Source organism: Pseudomonas sp. IT-P395, from assembly GCF_949767675.1.
In the GTDB taxonomy this organism is placed as follows: Bacteria; Pseudomonadota; Gammaproteobacteria; order Pseudomonadales; family Pseudomonadaceae; genus Aquipseudomonas.
Genome location: NZ_CATKPW010000001.1, coordinates 156,031 through 178,631 on the forward strand (window position 1 = coordinate 156,031; position 22,601 = coordinate 178,631).

25 protein-coding genes are annotated in these 22,601 nt (G+C 58.5%); 16 read left to right on the forward strand and 9 right to left on the reverse strand.

Annotation, left to right across the window (positions count from 1 at the left end; genetic code table 11):
* The first annotated feature begins 111 nt into the window (after positions 1 to 111).
* On the forward strand, positions 112 to 477 hold the full coding sequence (locus tag ACM6IN_RS00605) for a histone-like nucleoid-structuring protein, MvaT/MvaU family (RefSeq protein WP_007912217.1): 366 nt from the start codon (positions 112 to 114) through the stop codon (positions 475 to 477).
* Positions 478 to 695: 218 nt separating this feature from the next.
* On the opposite strand, the gene ACM6IN_RS00610 is transcribed toward ACM6IN_RS00605, so the two are convergent.
* On the reverse strand, positions 696 to 1,214 hold the full coding sequence (locus ACM6IN_RS00610; protein WP_007912218.1) for a DUF4946 domain-containing protein: 519 nt from the start codon (positions 1,212 to 1,214) through the stop codon (positions 696 to 698).
* Positions 1,215 to 1,353: 139 nt separating this feature from the next.
* On the opposite strand from ACM6IN_RS00610, the gene gloA reads away from it, so the two are divergent.
* A complete protein-coding gene (gloA, locus tag ACM6IN_RS00615; RefSeq protein WP_007912219.1) occupies positions 1,354 to 1,875 on the forward strand; it encodes a lactoylglutathione lyase in 522 nt (173 codons plus the stop codon).
* A 374-nt stretch (positions 1,876 to 2,249) separates the two neighbouring features.
* On the opposite strand, the gene ahpF is transcribed toward gloA, so the two are convergent.
* The 3 genes from ahpF to ACM6IN_RS00630 form a co-directional block, all read right to left on the reverse strand.
* Positions 2,250 to 3,812 carry an alkyl hydroperoxide reductase subunit F gene (ahpF, locus tag ACM6IN_RS00620; protein WP_150776283.1) on the reverse strand — a complete coding sequence of 521 codons (1,563 nt, stop codon included), beginning with the start codon at positions 3,810 to 3,812 and terminating at the stop codon, positions 2,250 to 2,252.
* Positions 3,813 to 3,936: 124 nt separating this feature from the next.
* On the reverse strand, positions 3,937 to 4,500 hold the full coding sequence (ahpC, locus tag ACM6IN_RS00625) for an alkyl hydroperoxide reductase subunit C (RefSeq protein ID WP_007912224.1): 564 nt from the start codon (positions 4,498 to 4,500) through the stop codon (positions 3,937 to 3,939).
* 137 nt (positions 4,501 to 4,637) lie between these two features.
* Positions 4,638 to 5,576: a site-specific integrase gene (locus ACM6IN_RS00630; protein WP_414915182.1), complete on the reverse strand. Its 939-nt coding sequence runs from the start codon at positions 5,574 to 5,576 to the stop codon at positions 4,638 to 4,640.
* A 177-nt stretch (positions 5,577 to 5,753) separates the two neighbouring features.
* On the opposite strand from ACM6IN_RS00630, the gene ACM6IN_RS00635 reads away from it, so the two are divergent.
* The gene (locus ACM6IN_RS00635; protein ID WP_414915183.1) at positions 5,754 to 6,770 is read left to right on the forward strand and encodes a DNA-binding protein; all 1,017 of its coding nucleotides are present in this window, start codon (positions 5,754 to 5,756) and stop codon (positions 6,768 to 6,770) included.
* On the opposite strand, the gene gorA is transcribed toward ACM6IN_RS00635, so the two are convergent.
* The gene (gorA, locus tag ACM6IN_RS00640) at positions 6,767 to 8,125 is read right to left on the reverse strand and encodes a glutathione-disulfide reductase (protein ID WP_414915184.1); all 1,359 of its coding nucleotides are present in this window, start codon (positions 8,123 to 8,125) and stop codon (positions 6,767 to 6,769) included. The genes ACM6IN_RS00635 and gorA overlap by 4 nt on opposite strands.
* A gap of 128 nt (positions 8,126 to 8,253) precedes the next feature.
* Entirely contained in the window at positions 8,254 to 9,093 is an 840-nt protein-coding gene (gene galU / locus ACM6IN_RS00645) for a UTP--glucose-1-phosphate uridylyltransferase GalU (RefSeq protein WP_007912230.1), read from the reverse strand.
* A 258-nt stretch (positions 9,094 to 9,351) separates the two neighbouring features.
* On the opposite strand from galU, the gene ACM6IN_RS00650 reads away from it, so the two are divergent.
* Together ACM6IN_RS00650 and ACM6IN_RS00655 are read left to right on the forward strand one after the other, a co-directional pair.
* Positions 9,352 to 9,537 carry a hypothetical protein gene (locus ACM6IN_RS00650; RefSeq protein WP_007912238.1) on the forward strand — a complete coding sequence of 62 codons (186 nt, stop codon included), beginning with the start codon at positions 9,352 to 9,354 and terminating at the stop codon, positions 9,535 to 9,537.
* A gap of 136 nt (positions 9,538 to 9,673) precedes the next feature.
* A complete protein-coding gene (locus tag ACM6IN_RS00655; RefSeq protein WP_123375111.1) occupies positions 9,674 to 9,961 on the forward strand; it encodes a hypothetical protein in 288 nt (95 codons plus the stop codon).
* A 3-nt stretch (positions 9,962 to 9,964) separates the two neighbouring features.
* Here the strand turns inward: ACM6IN_RS00655 and ACM6IN_RS00660 are convergent, their stop codons facing one another.
* The gene (locus ACM6IN_RS00660; RefSeq protein WP_007912247.1) at positions 9,965 to 10,195 is read right to left on the reverse strand and encodes a hypothetical protein; all 231 of its coding nucleotides are present in this window, start codon (positions 10,193 to 10,195) and stop codon (positions 9,965 to 9,967) included.
* Positions 10,196 to 10,266: 71 nt separating this feature from the next.
* A complete protein-coding gene (locus ACM6IN_RS00665) occupies positions 10,267 to 10,623 on the reverse strand; it encodes a hypothetical protein (protein WP_007912249.1) in 357 nt (118 codons plus the stop codon).
* 210 nt (positions 10,624 to 10,833) lie between these two features.
* On the opposite strand from ACM6IN_RS00665, the gene ACM6IN_RS00670 reads away from it, so the two are divergent.
* The 5 genes from ACM6IN_RS00670 (at position 10,834) to ada (ending at position 13,972) form a co-directional block, all read left to right on the forward strand.
* On the forward strand, positions 10,834 to 11,136 hold the full coding sequence (locus tag ACM6IN_RS00670; RefSeq protein ID WP_007912251.1) for a DUF1883 domain-containing protein: 303 nt from the start codon (positions 10,834 to 10,836) through the stop codon (positions 11,134 to 11,136).
* A gap of 28 nt (positions 11,137 to 11,164) precedes the next feature.
* Positions 11,165 to 11,341, forward strand: a complete 177-nt coding sequence (locus ACM6IN_RS00675; RefSeq protein WP_007912252.1) for a hypothetical protein — start codon at positions 11,165 to 11,167, stop codon at positions 11,339 to 11,341.
* A 93-nt stretch (positions 11,342 to 11,434) separates the two neighbouring features.
* Positions 11,435 to 12,145, forward strand: coding sequence for a 2OG-Fe(II) oxygenase (locus ACM6IN_RS00680; protein WP_414915185.1), 711 nt, complete (start codon positions 11,435 to 11,437; stop codon positions 12,143 to 12,145).
* Between the two features lie 5 nt (positions 12,146 to 12,150).
* On the forward strand, positions 12,151 to 12,816 hold the full coding sequence (alkB, locus tag ACM6IN_RS00685; RefSeq protein WP_414915186.1) for a DNA oxidative demethylase AlkB: 666 nt from the start codon (positions 12,151 to 12,153) through the stop codon (positions 12,814 to 12,816).
* Between the two features lie 88 nt (positions 12,817 to 12,904).
* Positions 12,905 to 13,972 carry a bifunctional DNA-binding transcriptional regulator/O6-methylguanine-DNA methyltransferase Ada gene (gene ada / locus ACM6IN_RS00690; protein WP_414915187.1) on the forward strand — a complete coding sequence of 356 codons (1,068 nt, stop codon included), beginning with the start codon at positions 12,905 to 12,907 and terminating at the stop codon, positions 13,970 to 13,972.
* 31 nt (positions 13,973 to 14,003) lie between these two features.
* Here the strand turns inward: ada and ACM6IN_RS00695 are convergent, their stop codons facing one another.
* A complete protein-coding gene (locus tag ACM6IN_RS00695; protein ID WP_414915188.1) occupies positions 14,004 to 14,987 on the reverse strand; it encodes an MDR family oxidoreductase in 984 nt (327 codons plus the stop codon).
* A 187-nt stretch (positions 14,988 to 15,174) separates the two neighbouring features.
* On the opposite strand from ACM6IN_RS00695, the gene ACM6IN_RS00700 reads away from it, so the two are divergent.
* The 6 genes from ACM6IN_RS00700 (at position 15,175) to ACM6IN_RS00725 (ending at position 22,584) form a co-directional block, all read left to right on the forward strand.
* On the forward strand, positions 15,175 to 17,610 hold the full coding sequence (locus tag ACM6IN_RS00700; RefSeq protein WP_414915189.1) for an autotransporter: 2,436 nt from the start codon (positions 15,175 to 15,177) through the stop codon (positions 17,608 to 17,610).
* 98 nt (positions 17,611 to 17,708) lie between these two features.
* On the forward strand, positions 17,709 to 18,773 hold the full coding sequence (locus tag ACM6IN_RS00705; protein WP_414915190.1) for an NAD(P)H-dependent flavin oxidoreductase: 1,065 nt from the start codon (positions 17,709 to 17,711) through the stop codon (positions 18,771 to 18,773).
* Between the two features lie 169 nt (positions 18,774 to 18,942).
* Positions 18,943 to 19,710, forward strand: a complete 768-nt coding sequence (gene modA / locus ACM6IN_RS00710) for a molybdate ABC transporter substrate-binding protein (protein WP_007912266.1) — start codon at positions 18,943 to 18,945, stop codon at positions 19,708 to 19,710.
* Positions 19,711 to 20,391, forward strand: a complete 681-nt coding sequence (gene modB / locus ACM6IN_RS00715; RefSeq protein WP_007912267.1) for a molybdate ABC transporter permease subunit — start codon at positions 19,711 to 19,713, stop codon at positions 20,389 to 20,391. It abuts the gene before it with no gap.
* A gap of 3 nt (positions 20,392 to 20,394) precedes the next feature.
* Positions 20,395 to 21,474, forward strand: coding sequence for a molybdenum ABC transporter ATP-binding protein (gene modC, locus ACM6IN_RS00720; protein WP_095113352.1), 1,080 nt, complete (start codon positions 20,395 to 20,397; stop codon positions 21,472 to 21,474).
* A 72-nt stretch (positions 21,475 to 21,546) separates the two neighbouring features.
* Complete coding sequence (locus ACM6IN_RS00725) at positions 21,547 to 22,584, forward strand: DNA topoisomerase IB (protein WP_123375104.1); 1,038 nt, start codon at positions 21,547 to 21,549, stop codon at positions 22,582 to 22,584.
* Positions 22,585 to 22,601 lie beyond the last annotated feature (17 nt).

The window sequence follows — 22,601 nt, forward strand, 5'->3', positions numbered from 1 at the left end:
CTGAGCAAGATTGGCAGGTGAGCCATTTATCACCGAGTCGCTTCAAGGCTCTTGGCTTATTAGCTTTGTTTGCGGTTGGTATCAGCCAAACACACTATTGGAGTAAAGATATTGTCCAGACTCGCTGAATTTCGTGCAGCTGAAAAGGCCCTTCAGGAACAGCTCAAGCAGCTGGAATCGCTGAAGAACGATGCCGGGCTCAAGAAAGAAATCGAATTCGAAGAAAAGCTCCAGGGGCTGATGAAAACCTACGGCAAAGGCCTGAAAGACATCATCGCCATCCTCGATCCGAACCCGGCAAAATCCGGTCTGCAGACCTCTGCAGCGCCTAAAACCCGCCGCGCTCGCGTGGTCAAGGTTTATCACAACCCGCACACCGGTGAACTGATTGAAACCAAGGGCGGCAACCACCGCGGCCTGAAAGCCTGGAAGGAACAATACGGTGCTGCCACCGTTGACTCCTGGTTGCGCGGTTAATCCCCTGCCAACAAAAAAGCCCTGCATCATGCAGGGCTTTTTTATTGACAATATCTAACAAATGAAATGAATTTCATCGAAGAAGTTTCGAGTTTTCTGTAACGTTGCTGAGCCAGACGCCAAACATTTTGCTGCGCGATGTTACGATCGTGACCCACGTTAAACTTTGTACTTAATCCCTTCGGGTATCTAACCTTCGCCGTGAAGAGTACAGCGGCTTAAAGTTTCAAGCTGTTTCTCGCCGCCACTATCTCGTCTGCGCTCGCCTTATAAACCTCAGCTTGCCCGGCGTAGGAAAGAACATAAGCCTTGTCCGCCTCTACCGCCGCTACCAGGGTTTGCGACAACACATGCCGACCGTTTTCGGTGATCGTGCAAGTGGTTTCCAGCGCCGACAAAGAACCCAGCGTCGCCGCATGCACTTTGTTGCAGACGCTTTGGTAGCCGCCCTGGAAGAAGTCCTTCTGTATCGACTTGCGCATTTCCAGCAGCACGCCCTGCAAATTGACCTGGTGGCCCTTCTCAACCTGAGTCATGGTCAATTCCATCACCATCACCTGATTGCCATTGGCATCATTCTTCACCGCTCGCTGACGGGAAACCTGTGCCGTCACCGGAGGCAGCGCCTCGACTTCCCAGCCGGCCGGCCAGGTGATGCTCGGTTCGTCCGCCGACGCGCACACCGCCACCAGCGACAAAAAAGAAAAAACAAACAGGGATTTGAACAGTCGGATCATTGCCGGGCGCACTCACAGATTGAGCGGTAAAGTCTGAGGCTCGCCCGCACGCAGGGCAAGCCTGCCCTTTCATTTGGCGATGCCGACAGGCATGCGTATCATTGCGCCCATTCACTCGCCCATAGTTATTGGAGGGCCCATGAGCCTGCACGAACTCAACACTTTCCCCGGCGTCACTGCCACCCCAGACAGCGCAACCCGCAACTTCGTCTTCAACCACACCATGTTGCGCGTCAAAGACATCACCCAATCCCTGGACTTCTACACCCGCGTTCTGGGTTTCTCGCTGGTTGAGAAGCGCGACTTCCCGGAAGCCGAGTTCAGCCTGTACTTCCTCGCACTGGTCGACAAGGCACAGATCCCGGCTGACGCAGCGGCTCGCACCGAGTGGATGAAGTCGATTCCAGGCATTCTGGAACTGACTCACAACCACGGCACTGAGAACGACGCCGATTTCGCTTATCACAACGGCAATACCGACCCACGTGGTTTTGGCCATATCTGCATTTCGGTGCCGGATATTGTCTCGGCCTGTGCGCGTTTTGAAGAACTGGGCTGCGACTTCCAGAAGCGTCTGAGCGATGGCCGCATGAAAAGCCTGGCGTTCATCAAGGATCCGGATGGTTACTGGGTCGAGATTATTCAGCCTGCGCCGCTGTAAAAGCAAAAGCCCCTCACCCTAGCCCTCTCCCTGGGGGAGAGGGAACTGATTGGGGGATATTGCAGAGTTACACCGACTTGAACGATTGGCGTTGAATCCATAATCGATTAGGTCTTACAAATCGACGCACCACTTCTCGGCCGGCTCCCTCTCCCACAGGGAGAGGGGCTGATTGGGGGATATTGCGCAGGTTCACCGACTTTAACGGCTGGCGCTGTATCCATAATCGACTGGCGCTTTCAGGTCGATGGAAAACGCCAGACACCTCGGTCGGCCCCCTCTCCTTCGGGAGAGGGCTGGGGTGAGGGGCAGCTTTTCACGCGCAATAAAAAACCCATGATCGCTCATGGGTTTTTTCATTTCTGGCCCGGCAGTTACGCAGGAGCCGACGTGCGGATCAAATGATCAAAAGCGCTCAGCGAAGCCTTGGCGCCCTCGCCCACCGCAATCACGATCTGCTTGTACGGCACAGTGGTCACGTCACCCGCTGCAAAGATGCCTGGAATCGACGTTTCACCGCGGTTATCGACAATGATCTCGCCACGCGGCGACAGCTCGATGGTGCCCTTCAGCCAGTCGGTGTTCGGCAACAAACCAATCTGCACGAAGATCCCTTCCAGCTCGACAGTGCGCAGCTCGTCAGTGTTGCGATCCTTGTAGCGCAGACCGTTGACCTTCTCGCCATTGCCGGTGACTTCAGTGGTTTGCGCACTGGTGATCACGGTGACGTTCGGCAGGCTGTGCAGCTTGCGTTGCAATACGGCGTCAGCACGCAGTTGTACGTCGAACTCCAGCAGCGTTACGTGCGACACGATCCCGGCCAGGTCGATGGCCGCTTCGACGCCGGAGTTACCGCCACCGATCACTGCCACGCGCTTGCCCTTGAACAATGGGCCGTCGCAGTGCGGGCAGTACGCCACGCCTTTGTTGCGGTATTCCTGCTCGCCCGGCACGTTCATTTCACGCCAGCGCGCACCGGTCGCCAGAATCACACTCTTGGCTTTGAGGGTTGCGCCGCTGGCGAAGCGGACTTCATGCAGCTCGCCGTTTTTGCCCGGGATCAGCTTGTCGGCGCGTTGCAGGTTCATGATGTCGACGTCGTACTGCTTGACGTGTTCTTCGAGTGCTGTGGCCAGTTTCGGCCCTTCGGTTTCCTGTACGGAAATGAAGTTCTCGATGGCCATGGTGTCGAGCACCTGACCGCCAAAACGCTCAGCGGCAACGCCAGTGCGGATGCCTTTACGGGCGGCGTAAATCGCTGCCGAAGCACCGGCCGGGCCACCGCCGACAACCAGCACGTCGAATGCTTCTTTAGCGCTGATCTTCTCGGCCTGACGCTCGATGGCGCCGGTGTCGAGTTTGGCGAGAATCTCTTCCAGGCCCATGCGGCCCTGGCCGAAGTTTTCACCATTAAGGTAGATGCTTGGCACGGCCATGATCTTGCGATCGTTGACTTCGTCCTGGAACAGCGCGCCGTCGATGGCGACGTGGCGGATGTTCGGGTTGAGTACGGCCATCAGGTTCAGCGCCTGGACCACGTCCGGGCAGTTCTGGCAGGACAGCGAGAAGTAAGTCTCGAAGCTGAACTCGCCTTTGAGCGAACGGATCTGCTCGATCACTTCAACACTGGCTTTCGAAGGGTGGCCGCCGACTTGCAGCAAGGCCAGCACCAGCGAAGTGAATTCGTGGCCCATCGGGATGCCGGCGAAACGCAGACTGATGTCAGCGCCCGGGCGGTTGATCGAGAACGATGGCTTGCGCGCGTCGTCACCGCTGTCGATCAAAGTAATCTGGCTCGAAAGACTGGCAACGTCTTTCAGCAGGTCCAGCATTTCACGGGATTTCGCACCGTCGTCGAGGGAGGCAACGATCTCGATCGGCTGGGTGACCCGTTCCAGGTACGATTTCAACTGGGCTTTAAGATTGGCGTCCAACATACGGGCGATTTCCTTTATTTGAGGCGAAAAAAAGCCCGAGCGAAACTCGCCCGGGCATTTTTATGGGGCGGTGCAGCTAACTTAAGTAGGTGCGGAGATCCGCCCCGAGTTGCGTGTCACAGACTTAGATCTTGCCGACCAGGTCCAGGGACGGTGCCAGAGTGGCCTCGCCTTCTTTCCACTTGGCTGGGCAAACTTCGCCCGGGTGAGCAGCAACGTACTGAGCAGCCTTGATCTTGCGCAGCAGCTCGGAAGCATCACGACCAACGCCGCCATCGTTCAGTTCAACGATTTTGATCTGGCCTTCAGGGTTGATCACGAAGGTGCCACGGTCAGCCAGACCAACTTCTTCGATCAGCACGTCGAAGTTGCGGGAGATGGCGTGGGTCGGGTCGCCGATCATGGTGTATTCGATTTTGCCGATGGCTGGCGAAGTGTTGTGCCAGGCAGCGTGAGCAAAGTGGGTGTCGGTGGAAACGCTGTAGATCTCTACGCCGAGTTTCTGGAAGGCAGCGTAGTTGTCAGCCAGGTCTTCCAGCTCGGTTGGGCAAACGAAGGTGAAGTCGGCTGGGTAGAAGAACACGACCGACCACTTGCCTTTCAGGTCAGCGTCCGAGACTTGAACGAAGTCGCCGTTTTTGAACGCGGTAGCTTTGAACGGTTTTACTTGGCTGTTGATGATAGGCATTGATGACTCTCCGTCAGGGGTTATGAAGTTGATGGGTGAATCCTACCCACTCACTCGACGGATGGCTCATTGGCAAACCTGATGCTGCTGATTTGTTTTCGCTATTAGCTGACTGTATTAATAGAAGAAAACGATCTCTACGACGAAGCCGGTTTATCCGTAATCCGAGCCATTCCCTGGAATGGGCTGGCTTCAACATAGCGCATCGCGGACTTCATATCCTTCCAGCCGACGTAGCTCATCAACGACTTCAGATCCCAGCCACTTTGGTGTGCCCATGTGGCAAAGCCTCGGCGCAGCGAGTGGCTGGTGTAGTTTTCGGCGGCAATGCCCGCACGCTGCAACGCCTGGCGCAGCAGAGGGATGATGCTGTTGGCGTGCAAGCCCTCCTCGTTCAGATTGCCCCAGCGGTCGATGCTACGAAAAACCGGGCCACGCACCAGCGCCGCCTCAGTGATCCAATCGATGTAGGCCTGCACCGGACACAGCTTGAGCAGCGCCGGCGCTTGATAGGTCTGGCCGAGGTTTTCCCGATCACCCTTGCTGCGTGGCAAATACAAGGTAATGCCTTTGCCGGCGTGCGCCTGTACATGCTCGATTTGCAAGCGACACAACTCATCGCTGCGGAAGCCGCGCCAGAATCCCAGCAGGATCAAGGCGCGATCACGGTAAGCCTTGAGCAGTAACGGGCGATCCTGTTGCTCTTTCGCGGTTTGCACCTCCTGCTCAAGCCAATCGATGACGCGCTGCAGATCCTGCAACTGCAACGGCTCGGCCTGTTTCTCTTGCGCCGGGTGCAGAGCGCGAATGCCTTTGAAGACCTTGCGCACCACTGGCGCCTTGGTCGGATCGGCAAACCCTTGGCTGTTGTGCCACTGCGCCAGCGCCGACAGACGCAGTTTCAGCGTATTGATCGACAGCTCTTCGGCGTGCGCTAACAGATACCGCGCGACGCTGTCGGCTGTGGCCGGCAAGAACCCGCCCCACTTCACTTCGAAATGCTCGATGGCCGCGCGATAGCTACGGCGGGTGTTGTCGCGGGTGGCCGCTTGCAGATAGCGATCCAGATCGCTCATGGGCTGTTTTCTCGCTGGCGTACTGATATGGGGATGCAGATGCGCATTTTGCCGCCTGACACTGGGTAATACCAGTATATCCCGCGTCTTTATTATCAAAGGTTTATCTTTATTTTTGAGATGGTACACTGCGTACTTTAGTGGCATGTACCACAGTACGTAACCGTAGGAGTTCACATGGCCCGTGGCGGCATTACCAAAGCCCTTGTGCAGATCGCGCGCACCGCGATCCTCGCCCGTGGCGAACACCCGAGCATCGATGCAGTACGCATTGAAATGGGCAACACCGGTTCGAAAACCACGATCCATCGTTATCTGAAAGAGCTGGATGACGGCGCTCAGCCCGTTGAAGCTTCCGCAGAGCCTATCGATGACGAGTTGACCGCCCTCGTCTCTCGCCTCGCCCAACGCCTCAAAGAACAGGCGCAAGAGCCTATCGAGCAAGCCCGCGAGCAGTTCGAGGAACAGCGCGAGGCGCTCGAGTCGGAACTGAAACAGACTCGTCAGGCACTGGAAAAGCTCGAACACGATCACGATATTCAAGGGGCTGCACTGGAGCGTGAGTCCGAAGCGCTTGGCAACACCCGGTCAATGCTGCAAACCGAGCAAACCCGCAATGCCGGGCTGAATCAGGCACTGGCGGATTTTGAATTGCGCTTGCAGGACAAGGACGAGCAGATCCGCTCGCTGGAAGAAAAACACCTGCATGCCCGTGACGCGCTGGAGCACTACCGCAACGCCAGCAAAGAGCAGCGCGAGCAGGAACAGAGCCGCCACGAAGCGCAAGTGCAGCAGATTCAGGCCGAGCTGCGTCAGGCGCAGCAAAGTGCATTGGTCCGCCAGGACGAGATCACGCAACTGCACCGCGACAACGAACGCCTGCTCACGGAAAACCGTGGCACCCAGCGCGAACTGAGTTTGTTGCAGGATCAGCTCAAGCAGAGCAATCAGCGTCAGGATCAACTGCTCGAACAAGCGACCCGCGTCGACAGTGAGCGCACCCTCCTCCAGGAACGCTTGCGCGTAGCCACCCTGGAAAGCCAGACACTCAAACAGAGCGTCGAGGAGCAGACGCTGCTCAGCCAGTCACTGGAAAAGGAATTGAACAAGGCCCAGGCAAGCCTGGAAGAAAGCCAGCGTCTGGCGCCCACCGTTGCGGCAGCGCCAGACTCAGCCAAACCGAAAGACGCTTAAGCGCCGACCGGCGTACGCATGGTGACGAATTCTTCGGCGGCCGTCGGGTGTACCCCGATCGTGTCGTCGAAGTCACGCTTGGTTGCGCCAGCCTTCAACGCTATCGCCAAACCCTGAACGATCTCGCCAGCGTCCGGGCCGACCATGTGGCAGCCGAGGACTTTGTCGGTCTTGCCGTCGACCACCAGCTTCATCAGCGTCTTCTCCTGGCACTCGGTCAGGGTCAGCTTCATCGGTCGGAAACGGCTCTCGAAGATCACCACATCATGACCCGCGTCGCGCGCTTCTTCCTCGGTCAAACCGACCGTGCCGATGTTCGGCAGGCTGAACACCGCCGTCGGGATCATCTTGTAATCCACCGGACGGTATTGCTCAGGTTTGAACAGACGACGCGCCACGGCCATACCTTCAGCCAATGCCACTGGCGTCAGTTGCACACGACCAATGACATCGCCCAGCGCCAGAATCGATGGCTCGCTGGTCTGGTACTGCTCGTCGACTTTGATGAAGCCTTTGTCGGTGAGCTGCACATCGGTGTTTTCCAGCCCCAGATTGTCCAGCATCGGACGCCGCCCCGTGGCGTAGAAAATGCAATCCGCCTCCAGCTCACGACCATCCTTGAGGGTGGCTTTCAAGCTGCCGTCAACCTGCTTGTCGATGCGCGCGATGTCAGCATTGAACTGCAGATCCAGACCACGTTTGGTCAACTCTTCCTGCAAATGCTTGCGCACCGAACCATCGAAGCCGCGCAGGAACAGATCACCGCGATACAGCAGCGTGGTATTTGCACCGAGGCCGTGGAAAATCCCGGCGAATTCGACCGCGATATAACCGCCGCCCACCACCAGCACACGCTTTGGCAGCTCTTTGAGGAAGAACGCTTCATTGGAACCAATTGCGTGTTCGCGCCCCGGAATTTCCGGAATCTGCGGCCAGCCACCGGTGGCAATCAGGATGTTTTTCGCGGTGTAGCGCTCACCATTCACTTCAACCTCATGCGGGCCAACGATCTTCGCGTGCGCTTCATGCAGGGTCACGCCGCTGTTGACCAGCAGGTTGCGATAGATGCCGTTGAGGCGATTGATCTCGCGATCCTTGTTGGCGATCAGCGTCGCCCAATCGAAATTCGCCTCACCCAGGCTCCAGCCGAAACCGGGCGCCTGCTCAAAGTCTTCGGCGAAATGCGCGCCGTACACCAGCAGCTTTTTCGGCACACAGCCGACATTGACGCAGGTCCCGCCCAGATAACGGCTCTCCGCCACCGCCACTTTCGCACCGAAACCGGCCGCAAAACGCGCAGCGCGCACACCGCCGGAACCGGCACCAATCACATAAAGGTCAAAATCGTAGGCCATTTCTATCTCCTCGGCAGGGGATCAGCATACCTGCAGACGCCCATTGGGCAAGCACTGCCAGTCATATGGGGGCGCAAAATGAAAAAACCCGCCGAAGCGGGTTTTTCTTACAGACCAATCAAGCGCTCTTAGTAAGCCTTGCCAGTCTTGTAGAAGTTCTCGAAGCAGAAGTTGGTCGCTTCGATGTAGCCTTCAGCGCCACCGCAGTCGAATCGCTTGCCTTTGAACTTGTAGGCCATGACGCAGCCGTTCTGGGCTTGTTTCATCAGGGCGTCGGTGATCTGGATTTCGCCGCCCTTGCCTGGCTCGGTCTGTTCGATCAGGTCGAAGATGTCCGGGGTCAGGATGTAACGACCGATGATTGCCAGGTTCGACGGCGCGTCTTCCGGCTTTGGCTTCTCGACCATGCTGTGCACGCGGTAGATGTCGTCGCGAATCATCTCGCCAGCGATAACGCCGTATTTGCTGGTTTCCTGCGGATCGACTTCCTGGATGGCGATGATCGAGCAGCGGAACTGCTTGTACAGCTTGACCATTTGGGTCAGTACGCCGTCGCCTTCGAGGTTGACGCACAGGTCATCCGCCAGAACCACGGCGAACGGTTCGTCGCCGATCAGCGGGCGGCCGGTCAGGATCGCGTGACCCAGGCCTTTCATTTCAGTCTGACGGGTGTAGGAGAACGAGCACTCGTCGAGCAGTTTGCGGATACCGACCAGGTATTTCTCTTTGTCGGTGCCTTTGATCTGGTTTTCCAGCTCGTAGCTGATGTCGAAGTGGTCTTCCAGAGCACGCTTGCCACGACCGGTGACGATGGAGATTTCCGTCAGGCCGGCATCCAGAGCTTCTTCAACGCCGTACTGGATCAGTGGCTTGTTTACCACCGGCAGCATTTCTTTAGGCATGGCTTTAGTCGCTGGCAGGAAGCGAGTACCGTAACCGGCTGCTGGGAACAAGCATTTCTTGATCATATAAGTCCTTGAAAGGGCTGTGTGTACGAGTTTCGGCGCAGTCTAATCAGGCGGCGTGCACCTTACAATGCCCCGCACTGGCTAACCGATGCCAACATAGAGAAATATTCTCGCCGATAGTTCCATCGGCATCCTGACGCAGCCAGATCAGCGTAGCTCATAGCTGTCGACAATCCGGATTACCATACGCTCATCGCCCCCCAATGCCAGCATTTGGCGGTATCATGGCGCCTTTGAACCAGCGAACGAGACAGATAGATGGCCGCGGTAAAAATCATCAACGGGTATGTGATCGACAAGAAAGACGGCAAGTGGACGCTGACCACCACCAATGGCGAACACATCGCCGGGCCTTTCGACAGCGAACAAATGGCCACCGATGTGGCTTCCGTATTCACGGACACTCCGGCATCGGCCAAGCGCCGCGGCAAAGATCAGGACTGATCAGTCCCGACACGCCCCAGCCCTGCCCTTGTGCAGGGCTTTTTTGTGCCCGCTGACAAACAAGTGGCCAAACGCTATAACCTTTTCACACCGGCGCTGTCAGAGCGTCTAGTCCCCCTTGCTGAAGACCCCGAACATGACTTTGAAAAAATGGCTGCCCCTGATAGCGGTATTGGCACTGGCCGGCTGCGCGACCTCCCAACCCACGTACCTGAACAACGGTGAACAGGGCCTGTCGATCGATTGCTCCGGCGAAGCCAACTCCTGGGCGACCTGCTATGAAAAAGCCGATGCGTCCTGTGCAGGCACCGGTTATCGCATCGTGGGCACTGACGGTACGCCTCAGCCCAAGGAAAGCGACAAAACGCTGGGAGTCGATGTCGGCAACTACAAGAACCGCAGCGTTGTCGTGGTCTGCAAATAGACCTTACATATGAATTTCGGCGAATTTGATCCCGAGTCCGCGTACGACTTCGATCAGATCGTCGAGACGGTTGAACGACTCGACTTCGTCGTTTTCGTCGACCAGAAAATAACTGCGTCCGGCGCTCTTCTTGAAAAACACGATCCACTCCCCCGGATTCGCCGGGTTCTGGATGACATGGGTGGCAGAGATCAGGCCCTCTACGTGGCGCTCCCGTACTTGCTCTCGCTTCATCGCGACTCCAGAAATGAAAATGCCGTCACAGCATGACTGCGACGGCATCGTTGCTGATGACAATCAGTCTATCAGCCGGAAATACACGCATTGGCGGCGTTTCGCACATCACGCGGACGTACTGGCACATTCGACATGCGCTCATGCAACTTGATGCTGCTGCCGCCGGAGCGATCTTCGATATCAAATACCGCTGCCGCGCCGGTGGAAAATTTACCCGGGACGATCACCCGAACCCCGTCCTTGTGCGGCTGCATTTGCAGCGCACCGCGGCTGTCCGCCAGCTTCTCGGCCAGGCATTGGGCATATTCATGGGGTTTCTTGCCGGAGATTACGCTCACGGTCGGCAGCGTTTCATTGATTTCGGAAACACTCGCACAACCACCCACAGCCAGAATCAACGGTAGACACACCACACCCCACTTCATACAAAACCTCCGTTAAAGACCGTCCGACAGCACAAATGCCGTTTTTCTCCGGGGCCTTCTGCATTTAACCCGCATCCGATTGCGAATATCTGTTCAAAATTGTCAAACCAACGCCCGACGGCCAGATAATAACCCGTGCGGGCTGATAAACTGCGCGCAATTACAAGCTATCGTTTTGATTTTGTAGAAAAAGCCCTTCTGGAGGCGCCCATGAAATTCATTCACCAGCGCGAACACCTCAACGAAGACGACATCGTCGTCATCCAATGCTCGCAAATGTGCAACATCCGTCTGATGAACGACGCCAACTTCCGCAGCTTCAAAAACGGCGGCCGTCACACCTATCACGGCGGCGCCTTCGACACCTTTCCGGCCCGTATCACCGCGCCGAGCACCGGTTTCTGGAACATCACCATCGACACCGTCAACCGCCGTGCGATCAGCGTGACCCGCAAGCCGACGCTGACTCACTCGATCAAGATCATCCGCCGCTCCAGCACCAAACTCAGCTGAGACAAGCCGTCCAACCAGAAAGGAATGCATGACCGTGGCCCAAACGACCAAATACGTCATCAAATACAAACTCAACGGTGAACGCCGCTTTGAGTTCGCGCAGCTGGAAAACGGCACTGCCGAAGAAGCCAAGGCTGCTTTGGATGCCCTTCACGGCCAGAGCGACGACGTGATCAGCGAGATCGCCGTCAGCAAAGCGCTGTAAGCATCGACAGGAATTCGACCGCAAGCGGCGGAGTGTTCTGCCGCGAGGCCCTGCCTAGACTGATTTTCTTCGACCAAGCGTCAAGGAGTCAGCATGTCGATGTCACCCTCTCGTCTGGATTCACTCGACTGGGCAAGCCTTGAGCGGCAACTGGATCAGGACGGCTACGCGATCGTCCGTTCGCTGCTGCTGGCTAAAACCTGCGATCAATTGAGTGCGCTGTATCAGCAGACCGAACCGTTTCGTTCGCAGGTCATCATGGCCCGCCACGGTTTCGGTCGTGGCGAGTACAAATATTTTCGTTATCCCCTGCCGACACCCGTAGAACGCCTTCGCGGCGCGCTGTACCCGCGCCTGGTTGCCTTGGCCAATCGCTGGTACGAACGCATGAACCTGCCCGAGCGTTTTCCGCCGAGCCATGCCGAATTTCTTCAGCGCTGCCATGCCACCAGTCAACTACGCCCTACCCCGCTTCTTTTGCAGTACGGCGCGCAGGACTACAACTGCCTGCATCAGGACCTGTACGGCGAATCGGTGTTTCCGCTGCAAGTGGCGATACTTCTGTCAGAACCCGGGCAAGACTTCAGTGGGGGCGAATTCGTTCTCACCGAGCAGCGCCCGCGCATGCAGTCTCGCCCGCACGTACTTGATCTGACGAAAGGTGATGCGGTGATCTTTGCCGTGAACCAGCGCCCGGTCAAAGGCGTGCGCGGTGATTATCGGGTAACGATGCGCCACGGCGTCAGTCGCCTGCACAGTGGAAAAAGGCATACCCTAGGCATCATCTTTCACGACGCCACCTGACCTACATGCAACCGAACACTTTCGATCTGTTCGCCGATCATGAACCCGAGCAACGCCCCCGCGCCGAGCAGATTGGCGAGCAATCGTGGCTGCTGCATGGTTTTGCCCTGCCGCTGATCGAGCAGATCCTGCCGGCGCTGGATACGATTCTTGCCGCAGCGCCGTTGCGCCACATGGTCACGCCGGGTGGATTCAGCATGTCGGTGGGCACCAGCAGTTGCGGCGCTTTGGGCTGGATCACTGATTGCTATGGCTATCGTTATTCAGGCGTCGATCCGCTCAGTCATTTGCCATGGCCGCCAATGCCGGAAGTATTCGCGGCACTGGCGCACTCGGCAGCCGCGCAAGCCGGATTCGCTGATTTCAACGCCGATTCCTGCCTGATCAACCGCTATGTCCCCGGCGCCAAGATGTCATTGCACCAGGATAAAGACGAAAAGGCCTACAGTGCACCGATCGTTTCGCTGTCACTGGGGTTGCCGGCAATGTTCCTCTTCGGCGGTTTCAATCGCAGCGACAAGAGCCAGCGCATTGCCTTGCTGCATGGCGACATGGTGGTCTGGGGTGGCGTTGATCGCTTGCGTTTTCACGGTGTACTGCCGATCAAGCAAGGACGGCATCCGCGCCTGGGGGAACAGCGGATCAATCTGACCTTTCGCGTGGCCGGATAGTCTGCAAAAAATTTGACCGCAAGGCCCGGAGTGTTGCGCCTTGCGACGCTGGTTAACCTGAATCAAACAGGTCAACGGACAAACCCTCATGAAAACGTTTTCGACTCCTTTCACGATTGAAACAGACCCACGCTGGGCCGCTGTGGTTGCGCGAGATTCACGAGCGGACGGGCAATTTGTCTACGCGGTGAAAACCACCGGCATCTACTGCCGCCCGAGCAGCCTTGCGCGCTTGCCGAAACCGCAGAACGTCGAGTTTTTCGATACCGCTGAACAGGCCGAGGCTGCCGGCTATCGGCCGAGCAAAAGAACCAGCAAGGATCAAAGTGATGTCGCCGCGCAGCATGCCGCGACCGTCGCCATTGCCTGCCGCCAAATCGAATCCGCCGAGACGTTGCCGGCGCTCAACGAACTGGCGCAAACCGCTGGCCTGAGTCCGTTTCACTTCCATCGTGTCTTCAAGGCCGCGACGGGGTTGACGCCCAAGGGCTACGCAACGGCGCATCGCTCGCGCAAAGTCCGTGAGCGCCTGGCAGACGGCGGCTCGGTAACCGATGCGCTGTATGACGCCGGTTTCAATTCCAATAGCCGTTTCTATGAATCAGCAGATCATTTGTTGGGGATGAAACCCGGCGACTATCGCGCGGCCGGGAGGAACAACGACATTCGCTTCGCCGTCGGCCAATGCTCGCTAGGAGCGATTCTGGTGGCGCAAAGCGAGCGCGGTGTGTGTGCGATTCTGCTGGGTGACGATCCGCATCAATTGGTGTGCGATCTGCAGGACCAGTTTCGTAAGGCTAACCTGATTGGCGCCGATAGCGGTTTCGAGCAATTGATCGCCAGAGTCGTGGGATTTATCGAAGCGCCGGCGATTGGCCTGGACCTGCCACTGGACGTGCGAGGCACGGCGTTTCAGGAACGCGTGTGGCAGGCGCTGCGGGAAATTCCGTTGGGCCAGACGGCCAGCTACGCCGAGATTGCCCAGCGCATTGGCGCACCGACATCCATGCGCGCGGTAGCCCAGGCCTGTGGGGCCAACCGTTTGGCGGTGGCGATCCCTTGCCACCGCGTGGTGCGCAGCGATGGCAATCTTTCGGGCTATCGCTGGGGCGTCGAGCGCAAACGTCAATTGCTTGAGCGCGAGACACAGGCTTGACGGATGCCGAGGTCGATCGCGACTGACATTGTCAGCGATTAACGTCCACTACAACCCGCCCGCGAAGCTGTCCGGCAAGTAACTTCGGCGCCGCATCAATCGCCTCGTTCAGGCCGATTTCATGGCTGATCAATGCCAGCAAGGAGAAATCCAGATCCCTGGCCAGACGCTCCCACGCTTCGAGGCGGCGCGCCTTGGGCTGGGTCACGCTATTGATGCCGGCCAGTGTCACACCACGCAAAATGAACGGTGCAACCGACGCCGGGAAATCCATGCCCTGCGCCAGACCACAGGCGGCGACGGTGCCTTCGGAGCGAGTGCTGGCGCAGGCATTGGCCAGCGTATGACTGCCTACCGAATCGATCACCGCTGCCCAGCGCTCTTTGGCCAGTGGCTTGCCGGGCGCTGACAAGGTCGCGCGGTCGATGATTTCAGCGGCGCCCAACTGCTTCAGATACTCATGCTCGGAAACACGGCCGGTGGATGCGACGACGCGGTAGCCGAGCTTGCTCAGCAAAGCGATGGCGAAACTGCCAACGCCACCGTTGGCCCCCGTGACCAACACCTCACCCTGATCGGGCGTCACGCCATTACGTTCGAGTGCCAGAATGCACAGCATCGCCGTATACCCGGCCGTACCGACGGCCATGGCTTGCGCTGCGGTGAAGGCTTTGGGCAATGGAATCAGCCAGTCGCCATTGAGCCGCGCCTTCTGCGCCAGACCACCCCAGTGATTTTCGCCGACACCCCAGCCATTGAGGACCACCTGATCACCCACCTTATAGTCGGGGTGCGAACTGGCTTCTACGCTGCCCGCCAGGTCGATCCCCGGCACCATCGGAAACTTGCGTACCACCGGACTGCTGCCGGTAATCGCCAGCCCATCCTTGAAGTTCAGCGTGCTGTACGCAACAGCGACGGTGACATCGCCTTCGGGCAACTGATCTTCGTTCACTTTCTGCAGGCTGGCGCGATAACCGCTGTCGTCTTTGTCGATCACAATGGCGTTGAACATGACTGCCTCGTATGACTGTTTTCAGAATGTCGTGCCTTGAAATACCACATTGCAACACGCTGCCACATACGACTTTGTGCCAATCGGCGAATCCGCCGGGTGTTTCCAACACGGGCGACTATGCTTTTTCGACGGTCGTGGTTTCGCCGTTATTCCTTCAGAAATCGGCCTGTCGATGGAGCTGACAATGCCTTACCCGCGCTCGTTTCTCATGATGTTGATGCTGTGCCTGCTGACGTTCGGCAGTGCCTGGGCGGCACCGGCCGCTGAGACCCCGAGCGAGCCGACCTGGCCGCAAGTGATCAGCAGCGGCAAAGCGAAGCTGACGGTCTATCAGCCGCAACTCGACAGTTGGGACGGCTACACCCTCAATGCTCGTGCGGCGGTTGAAGCCACCAACGCCGATGGCAAATCAACCTACGGCATTGTGCAGTTCAGCGCGCATACGCTGGTCGACAAGGCCACGCGCTGGGTCGCGCTGGATCAGTACAAAATCATCAAAGCCGATTTCCCGGCCGATGCCAGTCAAGCCGACACTTGGATCGCAGCCCTGCAGAAGGACGCCGACAACCGCAAGAAAACCATTTCGCTGGATCAACTGGAAGCGGCTGTCGGCGTTCTGTCAGCCGAGCAGAAAACTGACAACGCGCCGCTGGAAAACACGCCGCCGACCATCATCAGTTCTGACGTTCCCGCCCTGCTCGTCTATATCGATGGCGATGCGGCCTACCGATCGGTGGACGGCACGGCGCTGCAGCGGGTGATCAATACTCGCCCGCTGTTGTTGAAAGACGCGCAGGGCAAACATTATCTGCACGTCTTTGATGGCTGGATGGTCGCGGACCAGATCAATGGCGCGTATACCCGCCTGGCCACACCGTTTGCCGAACTGGAAAAAGCCAAACAGGCCGCCATTCAGAGCCGGCAAGTCGATCTGCTGACCGGGCAAAGCGACCCGAAAGACAAAATCCCCAGCCTGGCCAGGTCACCACAACCAAAGATTTTTGTCGCGACCACGCCCACTGAATTACTGGTCACTGACGGCGCAGCGCAATGGACGCCCATTCAGGGCACCGGTTTGCTGTATGTCAGCAATACCACCGGGCACATCTTCAAGGAGATCGGTGACCAGAACAGCTATGTGCTGATCTCCGGGCGCTGGTTTCGCGCCACCGATATGAATGGCCCGTGGACGTTTACCCCGGCAGACAAGCTGCCGGCAGATTTCGCCAACATTCCCGATGACAGCCCGAAGGAAAACGTCAAAGCTTCGGTCGCCGGCACGCCGCAAGCCAAAGAGGCCGCCATTGCTGCGACTATTCCACAGACGTCGGCGATCAAAAAAAGCGCGGTGAAAATGACCGCGCCACAGTTCGATGGCGAGCCGCAACTCAAAGCCATCAACACCACGACGCTGCAATATGTGGTCAACAGCGCTACGCCCATTATCCGAGTCGACAACGACAGCTGGTACGCCGTGGAAAACGGTATCTGGTTCACCGCTACCGGTGTGAACGGCCCGTGGGTTGTCGCCAGTTCCGTGCCAGCGGTGATCTATTCGATCCCGCCGAGCTCGCCCATGCATTACCTCACGTACGTCAAGGTCTACGAGTCCAGCGGCGATACCGTGGTGGTCGGCTACACGCCGGGTTATCAGGGTTCAAATCTTGATCCGAACACGGGCGTCGTGGTGTATGGCACCGGTTATCCCTACACGCCCTGGGTGGGCAGCGTCTGGTATGGCCCGCCGGTGACTTACGGTTTCGGCGTCGCCATCCGCTATACACCGTGGACGGGCTGGACTTTCGGTTTCGGTTTTGGCTGGAGTTGGGGCGGCAGCACCGTGGCGATGGGTTGGGGCTGGGGCGCGTACCCGTGGTGGGGCAATTACGGTTGGGGTTATGCCTGGGGGCCGCACCTGTACCCGGCGCCACTGGCCTGGGGTGGCGCCGCTTACGGCTATCGCGGTGGCGCGGTGGCCTGGGGACCTGGCGGCTGGGCCGGCACTACCGGCAACCTCTATCATCAGTGGGGTGACCGGGCCACGGTCAGCCGCTATGGCGCGGGCTACAACGCCTGGACCGGCAATCGCTGGGCCGGCCAGGTCGGTGCTTCCTACAACTCACGCACGGGCGTCGCGGCTGCCGGTCAACGCGGTGCCGTGCACAACGTCTACACCGGCAATTACGCAGCCGGACGCAGCGGCGTGGCAGTCGGACCGAACGGTGGTGCCATTGCCGGCGAACGGGTCACCGCCGGCAATGCGCGTAACGGCACGCAGGTCACCGCCAATCGTGGCGCCGTGTACAACCCCAACACCGGCAACACCACTCAATATGGCGGGATTCGCGGGCGCAATGGCGGCGCTGCACGCGTGGGCGACAACGTTTACGCAGGACGCGACGGCAACGTCTACAAGAAGACCGACAACGGCTGGCAATCGATGGTCGGGGGCGCGACTCGCACTGCCCCGGTCAATAACAATGCGCAATTGCAGAACCTCAACCGTGACTCCGCTGCGCGCAACTTCGGCAACCAGCGCACCAACAACTTTCACAACTCTTCGCAATTCATGAATCACTCGTTTGGCGGCGGTGGAGGCGGCGGATTTCATCGACGCTGAAAAACTGCACGGGTTGTTCTGAATTTCGAACTGGCTGCGGATCCGGTTTTGCTGTTAAAAAACCGGCTCTGCCTTTCATAGTTTGGAGTACAGCCTTCATGAGCCAATGGCCAGACACGCGCCTTCTTGACCTGCTCGGCATTGAACTGCCGATCATCCAGGGCCCGATGGCCGGCGCGACGAATTCGTCCATGGTCATCGCGGTGTGCAATGCCGGTGGCCTGGGTTCGATGCCGGCGGCGATGCTGAGCATCGAGCAATTGCGCGAAGAGCTGAAGACCATTCGCCAACACACCGACAGGCCCTTCAACGTCAACTTCTTCTGCCATCAGCCACCGCCGGCCGATGAGCAGCGCGCGCGTGAATGGAAGCATTTGCTGGAACCGTACTACCGCGAACTGGGCGCCGATTTCGACGCACCGACGCCGGTGTCGAACCGAGCACCGTTCGATGCGGCAGCCTGCGCAGTGCTGGAAGAATTTCGACCTGAGGTCGTGAGTTTCCACTTCGGTCTGCCAGAGAAATCCCTGCTGGATCGGGTCAAGGCAACCGGGGCGAAAATTCTGTCCTCGGCCACCACTGTCGATGAAGCGATCTGGCTGGAGCAGAACGGTTGCGACGCGATCATCGCCATGGGCTACGAGGCCGGCGGCCATCGCGGCATGTTTCTCAGCGATGATCTGAGCAGTCAGGTCGGCACCTTTGCCCTGGTGCCTCAGGTGGTCGATGCGGTGAAAGTGCCGGTGATTGCTGCCGGGGCCATCGCCGATGCTCGCGGTGTGGCAGCGGCATTCTTGTTGGGCGCTTCAGCAGTGCAGGTCGGCACAGCCTATCTGTTCACGCCGGAAGCGAAAGTCAGCGCCGCTCACCACAAAGCACTGCGCACCGCCAAAGAGAGCGAAACAGCGATCACCAATATTTTCACCGGGCGACCAGCGCGGGGTATTCTCAACCGCGTCATGCGCGAGCTGGGTCCGATGTCGTCGAAGGCACCGGCATTTCCCTTGGCCGGTGGTGCACTGATGCCACTGCGAGCGATCAACGAAACAGAGTTTGCCAACCTCTGGGCCGGTCAGGCATTCACTCTCGGTAAAGACATCGGCAGCGCTGAGCTGACCCGGCAATTGGCCGAAGGTGCATTGGCAAAACTCACTCGCCAGTGACGCTAAACAGAGTGAGGATTCAAGCATCCTCACTCTGCTTTTAAGCAACGCTTCCCGTTTGGCGGCATTTCGCTATATATTTCGCTATATAGCGAATTCACCCCCTCGCATCGGCGCAGTCCACGTCCAACAAAAGCGCCCTCTGCACTCGCCAACACGGAGCTGTTACATGACCATTCGTGCCCCACGTTTTGCCCCTACCTGCCTGGCCTCTTTACTCGCCGTCTTCGCCATTGGCGCTGCTCAGGCTGATGAGGTGCAGGTGGCGGTTGCAGCCAACTTCACCGCTCCGATCCAGGCCATCGCCGCCGATTTTGAGAAAGACACCGGGCACAAATTGGTGGCTGCCTATGGCGCCACTGGCCAGTTCTACACCCAGATCAAGAACGGCGCGCCGTTCGAAGTGTTCCTCTCCGCTGACGACACCACCCCGGAAAAACTCGAAAAAGAAGGCGACACCGTCAAAGGTTCGCGCTTCACTTACGCCATCGGCACTCTGGCGCTGTGGTCGGCGAAAGAAGGTTATGTCGATGCAAAGGGCGAGGTGCTGAAAAACAACGAGTACCAGCACCTGTCCATCGCCAACCCGAAAGCGGCTCCCTACGGCCTGGCAGCCACACAAGTGCTGGAAAAACTCAAACTGACCGAAACCACCAAAGCCAAGATCGTTGAAGGCCAGAACATTACTCAGGCCTACCAATTCGTTTCGACCGGCAACGCCGAGTTGGGTTTTGTCGCCCTGTCGCAAATTTTCAAGGACGGCAAAGTCAGCAGCGGTTCGGCATGGATCGTCCCTGCGAGCATGCACGACCCGATCAAGCAAGACGCCGTGATCCTCAATAAAGGCAAAGACAACGCCGCTGCCAAAGCCTTGGTTGAATACCTTAAAGGCCCGAAAGCCGCTGCGGTAATCAAGTCTTACGGATACCAGCTGTAAATGTCGCTGACGAGTGCCGATTTCGCGGCGATCTGGCTGACCCTGAAACTGGCGTCCCTGACCACCGCGATCCTGCTGGTTGTCGGCACTCCGATTGCCCTGTGGCTGTCGCGCACCCGTTCGTGGTTGCGCGGCCCGATCGGCGCCATCGTCGCCCTGCCCCTTGTGTTGCCACCGACCGTCATCGGTTTCTATCTGTTGCTGATGATGGGCCCGCACGGGTTTCTCGGCCAATTCACCCAATGGCTGGGTCTGGGCACCCTGACTTTCAGCTTCACAGGCCTGGTGATCGGTTCGGTGATCTATTCCATGCCGTTCGTGGTGCAACCGTTGCAAAACGCGTTCTCGGCGATCGGCACCCGCCCACTGGAAGTCGCCGCTACCCTGCGAGCCAACCCGTGGGACACTTTTTTCAGCGTGATTGTGCCGCTCGCGCGCCCCGGTTTTATCACCGCAGCTATTCTTGGCTTCGCCCATACCGTCGGCGAATTCGGCGTGGTGCTGATGATTGGCGGCAACATTCCCGACAAGACCCGCGTGGTTTCCGTACAAATCTACGACCACGTCGAAGCGATGGAATACGCACAGGCGCACTGGCTGGCCGGGGCGATGCTGGTGTTCTCGTTTCTGGTGTTGCTGGCGCTGTACTCCAGTCGCAAAACCCGCGCAGGCTGGAGCTGAGTGATGATTGATGTACGTCTTAACATTGCCTACTCGGGCTTCAGCCTCGACGTCGACCTGAACTTGCCGGGGCGTGGCGTGACCGCGCTTTATGGGCATTCCGGCTCGGGTAAAACCACCTGCCTGCGCTGTATCGCCGGGCTTGAGCGCGCCGAACAAAGTTTTATCCGGATCAACGACGAAATCTGGCAGGACAGCGCCAACGGCATTTTCGTCCCGCCGCACAAACGTGCGCTCGGCTATGTGTTTCAAGAAGCCAGCCTGTTCCCCCACCTGTCGGTGCTGGCCAATCTGCAGTTCGGCCTCAAGCGTATCGCCAGATCCCAGCGTCGGGTTGACATGGCGCAAGCCACCGAGCTCCTGGGCATCGGTCATCTGCTCGAACGCCATCCGCAGCATTTGTCGGGGGGCGAACGCCAGCGAGTCGGTATCGCCCGCGCGTTGCTGACCAGCCCGAAGCTGCTATTGATGGACGAGCCATTGGCGGCGCTCGACAGTCAGCGCAAAAGTGAAATCCTGCCTTACCTGCAACGCCTGCATGACGAGCTGGATATTCCGCTGCTGTACGTCAGTCATGCCCAGGATGAAGTCGCACGGCTGGCCGATCATCTGGTCTTGCTCAGCGAAGGCAAGGCGCTGGCCAGCGGCCCGATCGGCGAAACCCTTGCGCGTCTGGACCTGCCGATGGCGATGGGCGATGACGCGGGTGTAATTATTGAAGGCCAGGTCAGTGCTTACGATGCGGAGTATCAATTGCTGAGTCTGCAATTGCCGGCCACCGACATGAGCATCCGTGTCACGCACGCGCCGATGGCAGTGGGTCAGGCCCTGCGCTGCAAGGTACACGCTCGCGATATCAGCCTGACCCTGCACAACAGCGAGGTCAGCAGCATTCTCAATCGACTGCCGGTAACGGTGGTCAGCGAACAATCGGCAGACAACGCCGCTCACGTGCTGATTCGTCTCGATGCCGGCGGCACCCCGCTGCTCGCGCGCATCACGCGCTACTCCAGAGATCAGTTGGGCGTACATCCGGGCCAGTCATTGTGGGCGCAGATCAAAGCGGTCGCGGTTCTCGCCTGAATCATTCGGCACGACGGCAACGGCGCGCGGTCAATCGTTTTACAGACCGCCGCGCCATTGAAGGAAACCGCCATGCCCGACACCGAGCTGATTGCCGAACTGCCCTCCGATCTGCATTACGTCGATGACACCCAGCCCGGTATCACCCGCAAGAAGCTGCGCGGCAAGTTCAGCTACTTCGAACCGTCAGGTCAGCGCATAACCGACACCGACGAAATCAAACGCATCAATGCCCTCGCCGTGCCGCCCGCCTACACCGACGTGTGGATCTGCGCGGACCCGCGTGGCCACCTGCAAGCCACCGGCCGTGATGCCCGTGGCCGCAAGCAATATCGTTATCACGCTCGCTGGCGCGAAGTGCGCGATGCCGACAAGTATTCACGCCTGCGCGAGTTTGGTCTGGCGTTGCCAAAATTGCGCAAACAACTGGAGGCACTGTTGGACGCACCCGGTTTCAGTCGTGACAAGGTCATGGCCACGGTGATCACGCTGCTCGACGCCACACTGATTCGCGTCGGCAACACGCAATACGCCCGCGACAATCGTTCCTACGGCCTGACCACCCTGCGCAGCCGACATGTCGAGGTCAACGGCAGCGCGATCCTGTTCCAGTTTCGCGGCAAAAGCGGCATCGAACACCAGATCACCGTCAAGGATCGACGCCTGGCCCGCATCATCAAACGTTGCCTGGAGATTCCCGGGCAGAACCTGTTTCAGTACCTGGATGAAAACGGCGAACGACATACCGTCAGCTCTTCCGACGTCAACGCCTACCTGCAAACCCTGACCGGCGCCGATTTCACCGCCAAGGATTACCGCACTTGGGCGGGCAGTGCCTTGGCGCTGGCGGTGTTGCGCGAGTTGCAATGGGAATCCGAGACGGAGGCCAAGCGGCATGTGGTGGAGATGGTCAAAGGCGTCGCCAAGCAATTGGGCAACACGCCGGCGGTGTGCCGCAAGTGCTACATCCACCCCGCTGTGGTGGAGAAATTCATGCTCGGCGCCCTCGCTGAACTGCCCCGGCCGCGTGTGCGCAAGGGCCTGCGTGCCGAGGAAGTGGCATTGGCGATGTTTCTCGAACAAATGAGCGAGATGACCGAAGCCCCTTGATCCACGGCAAAACGTCA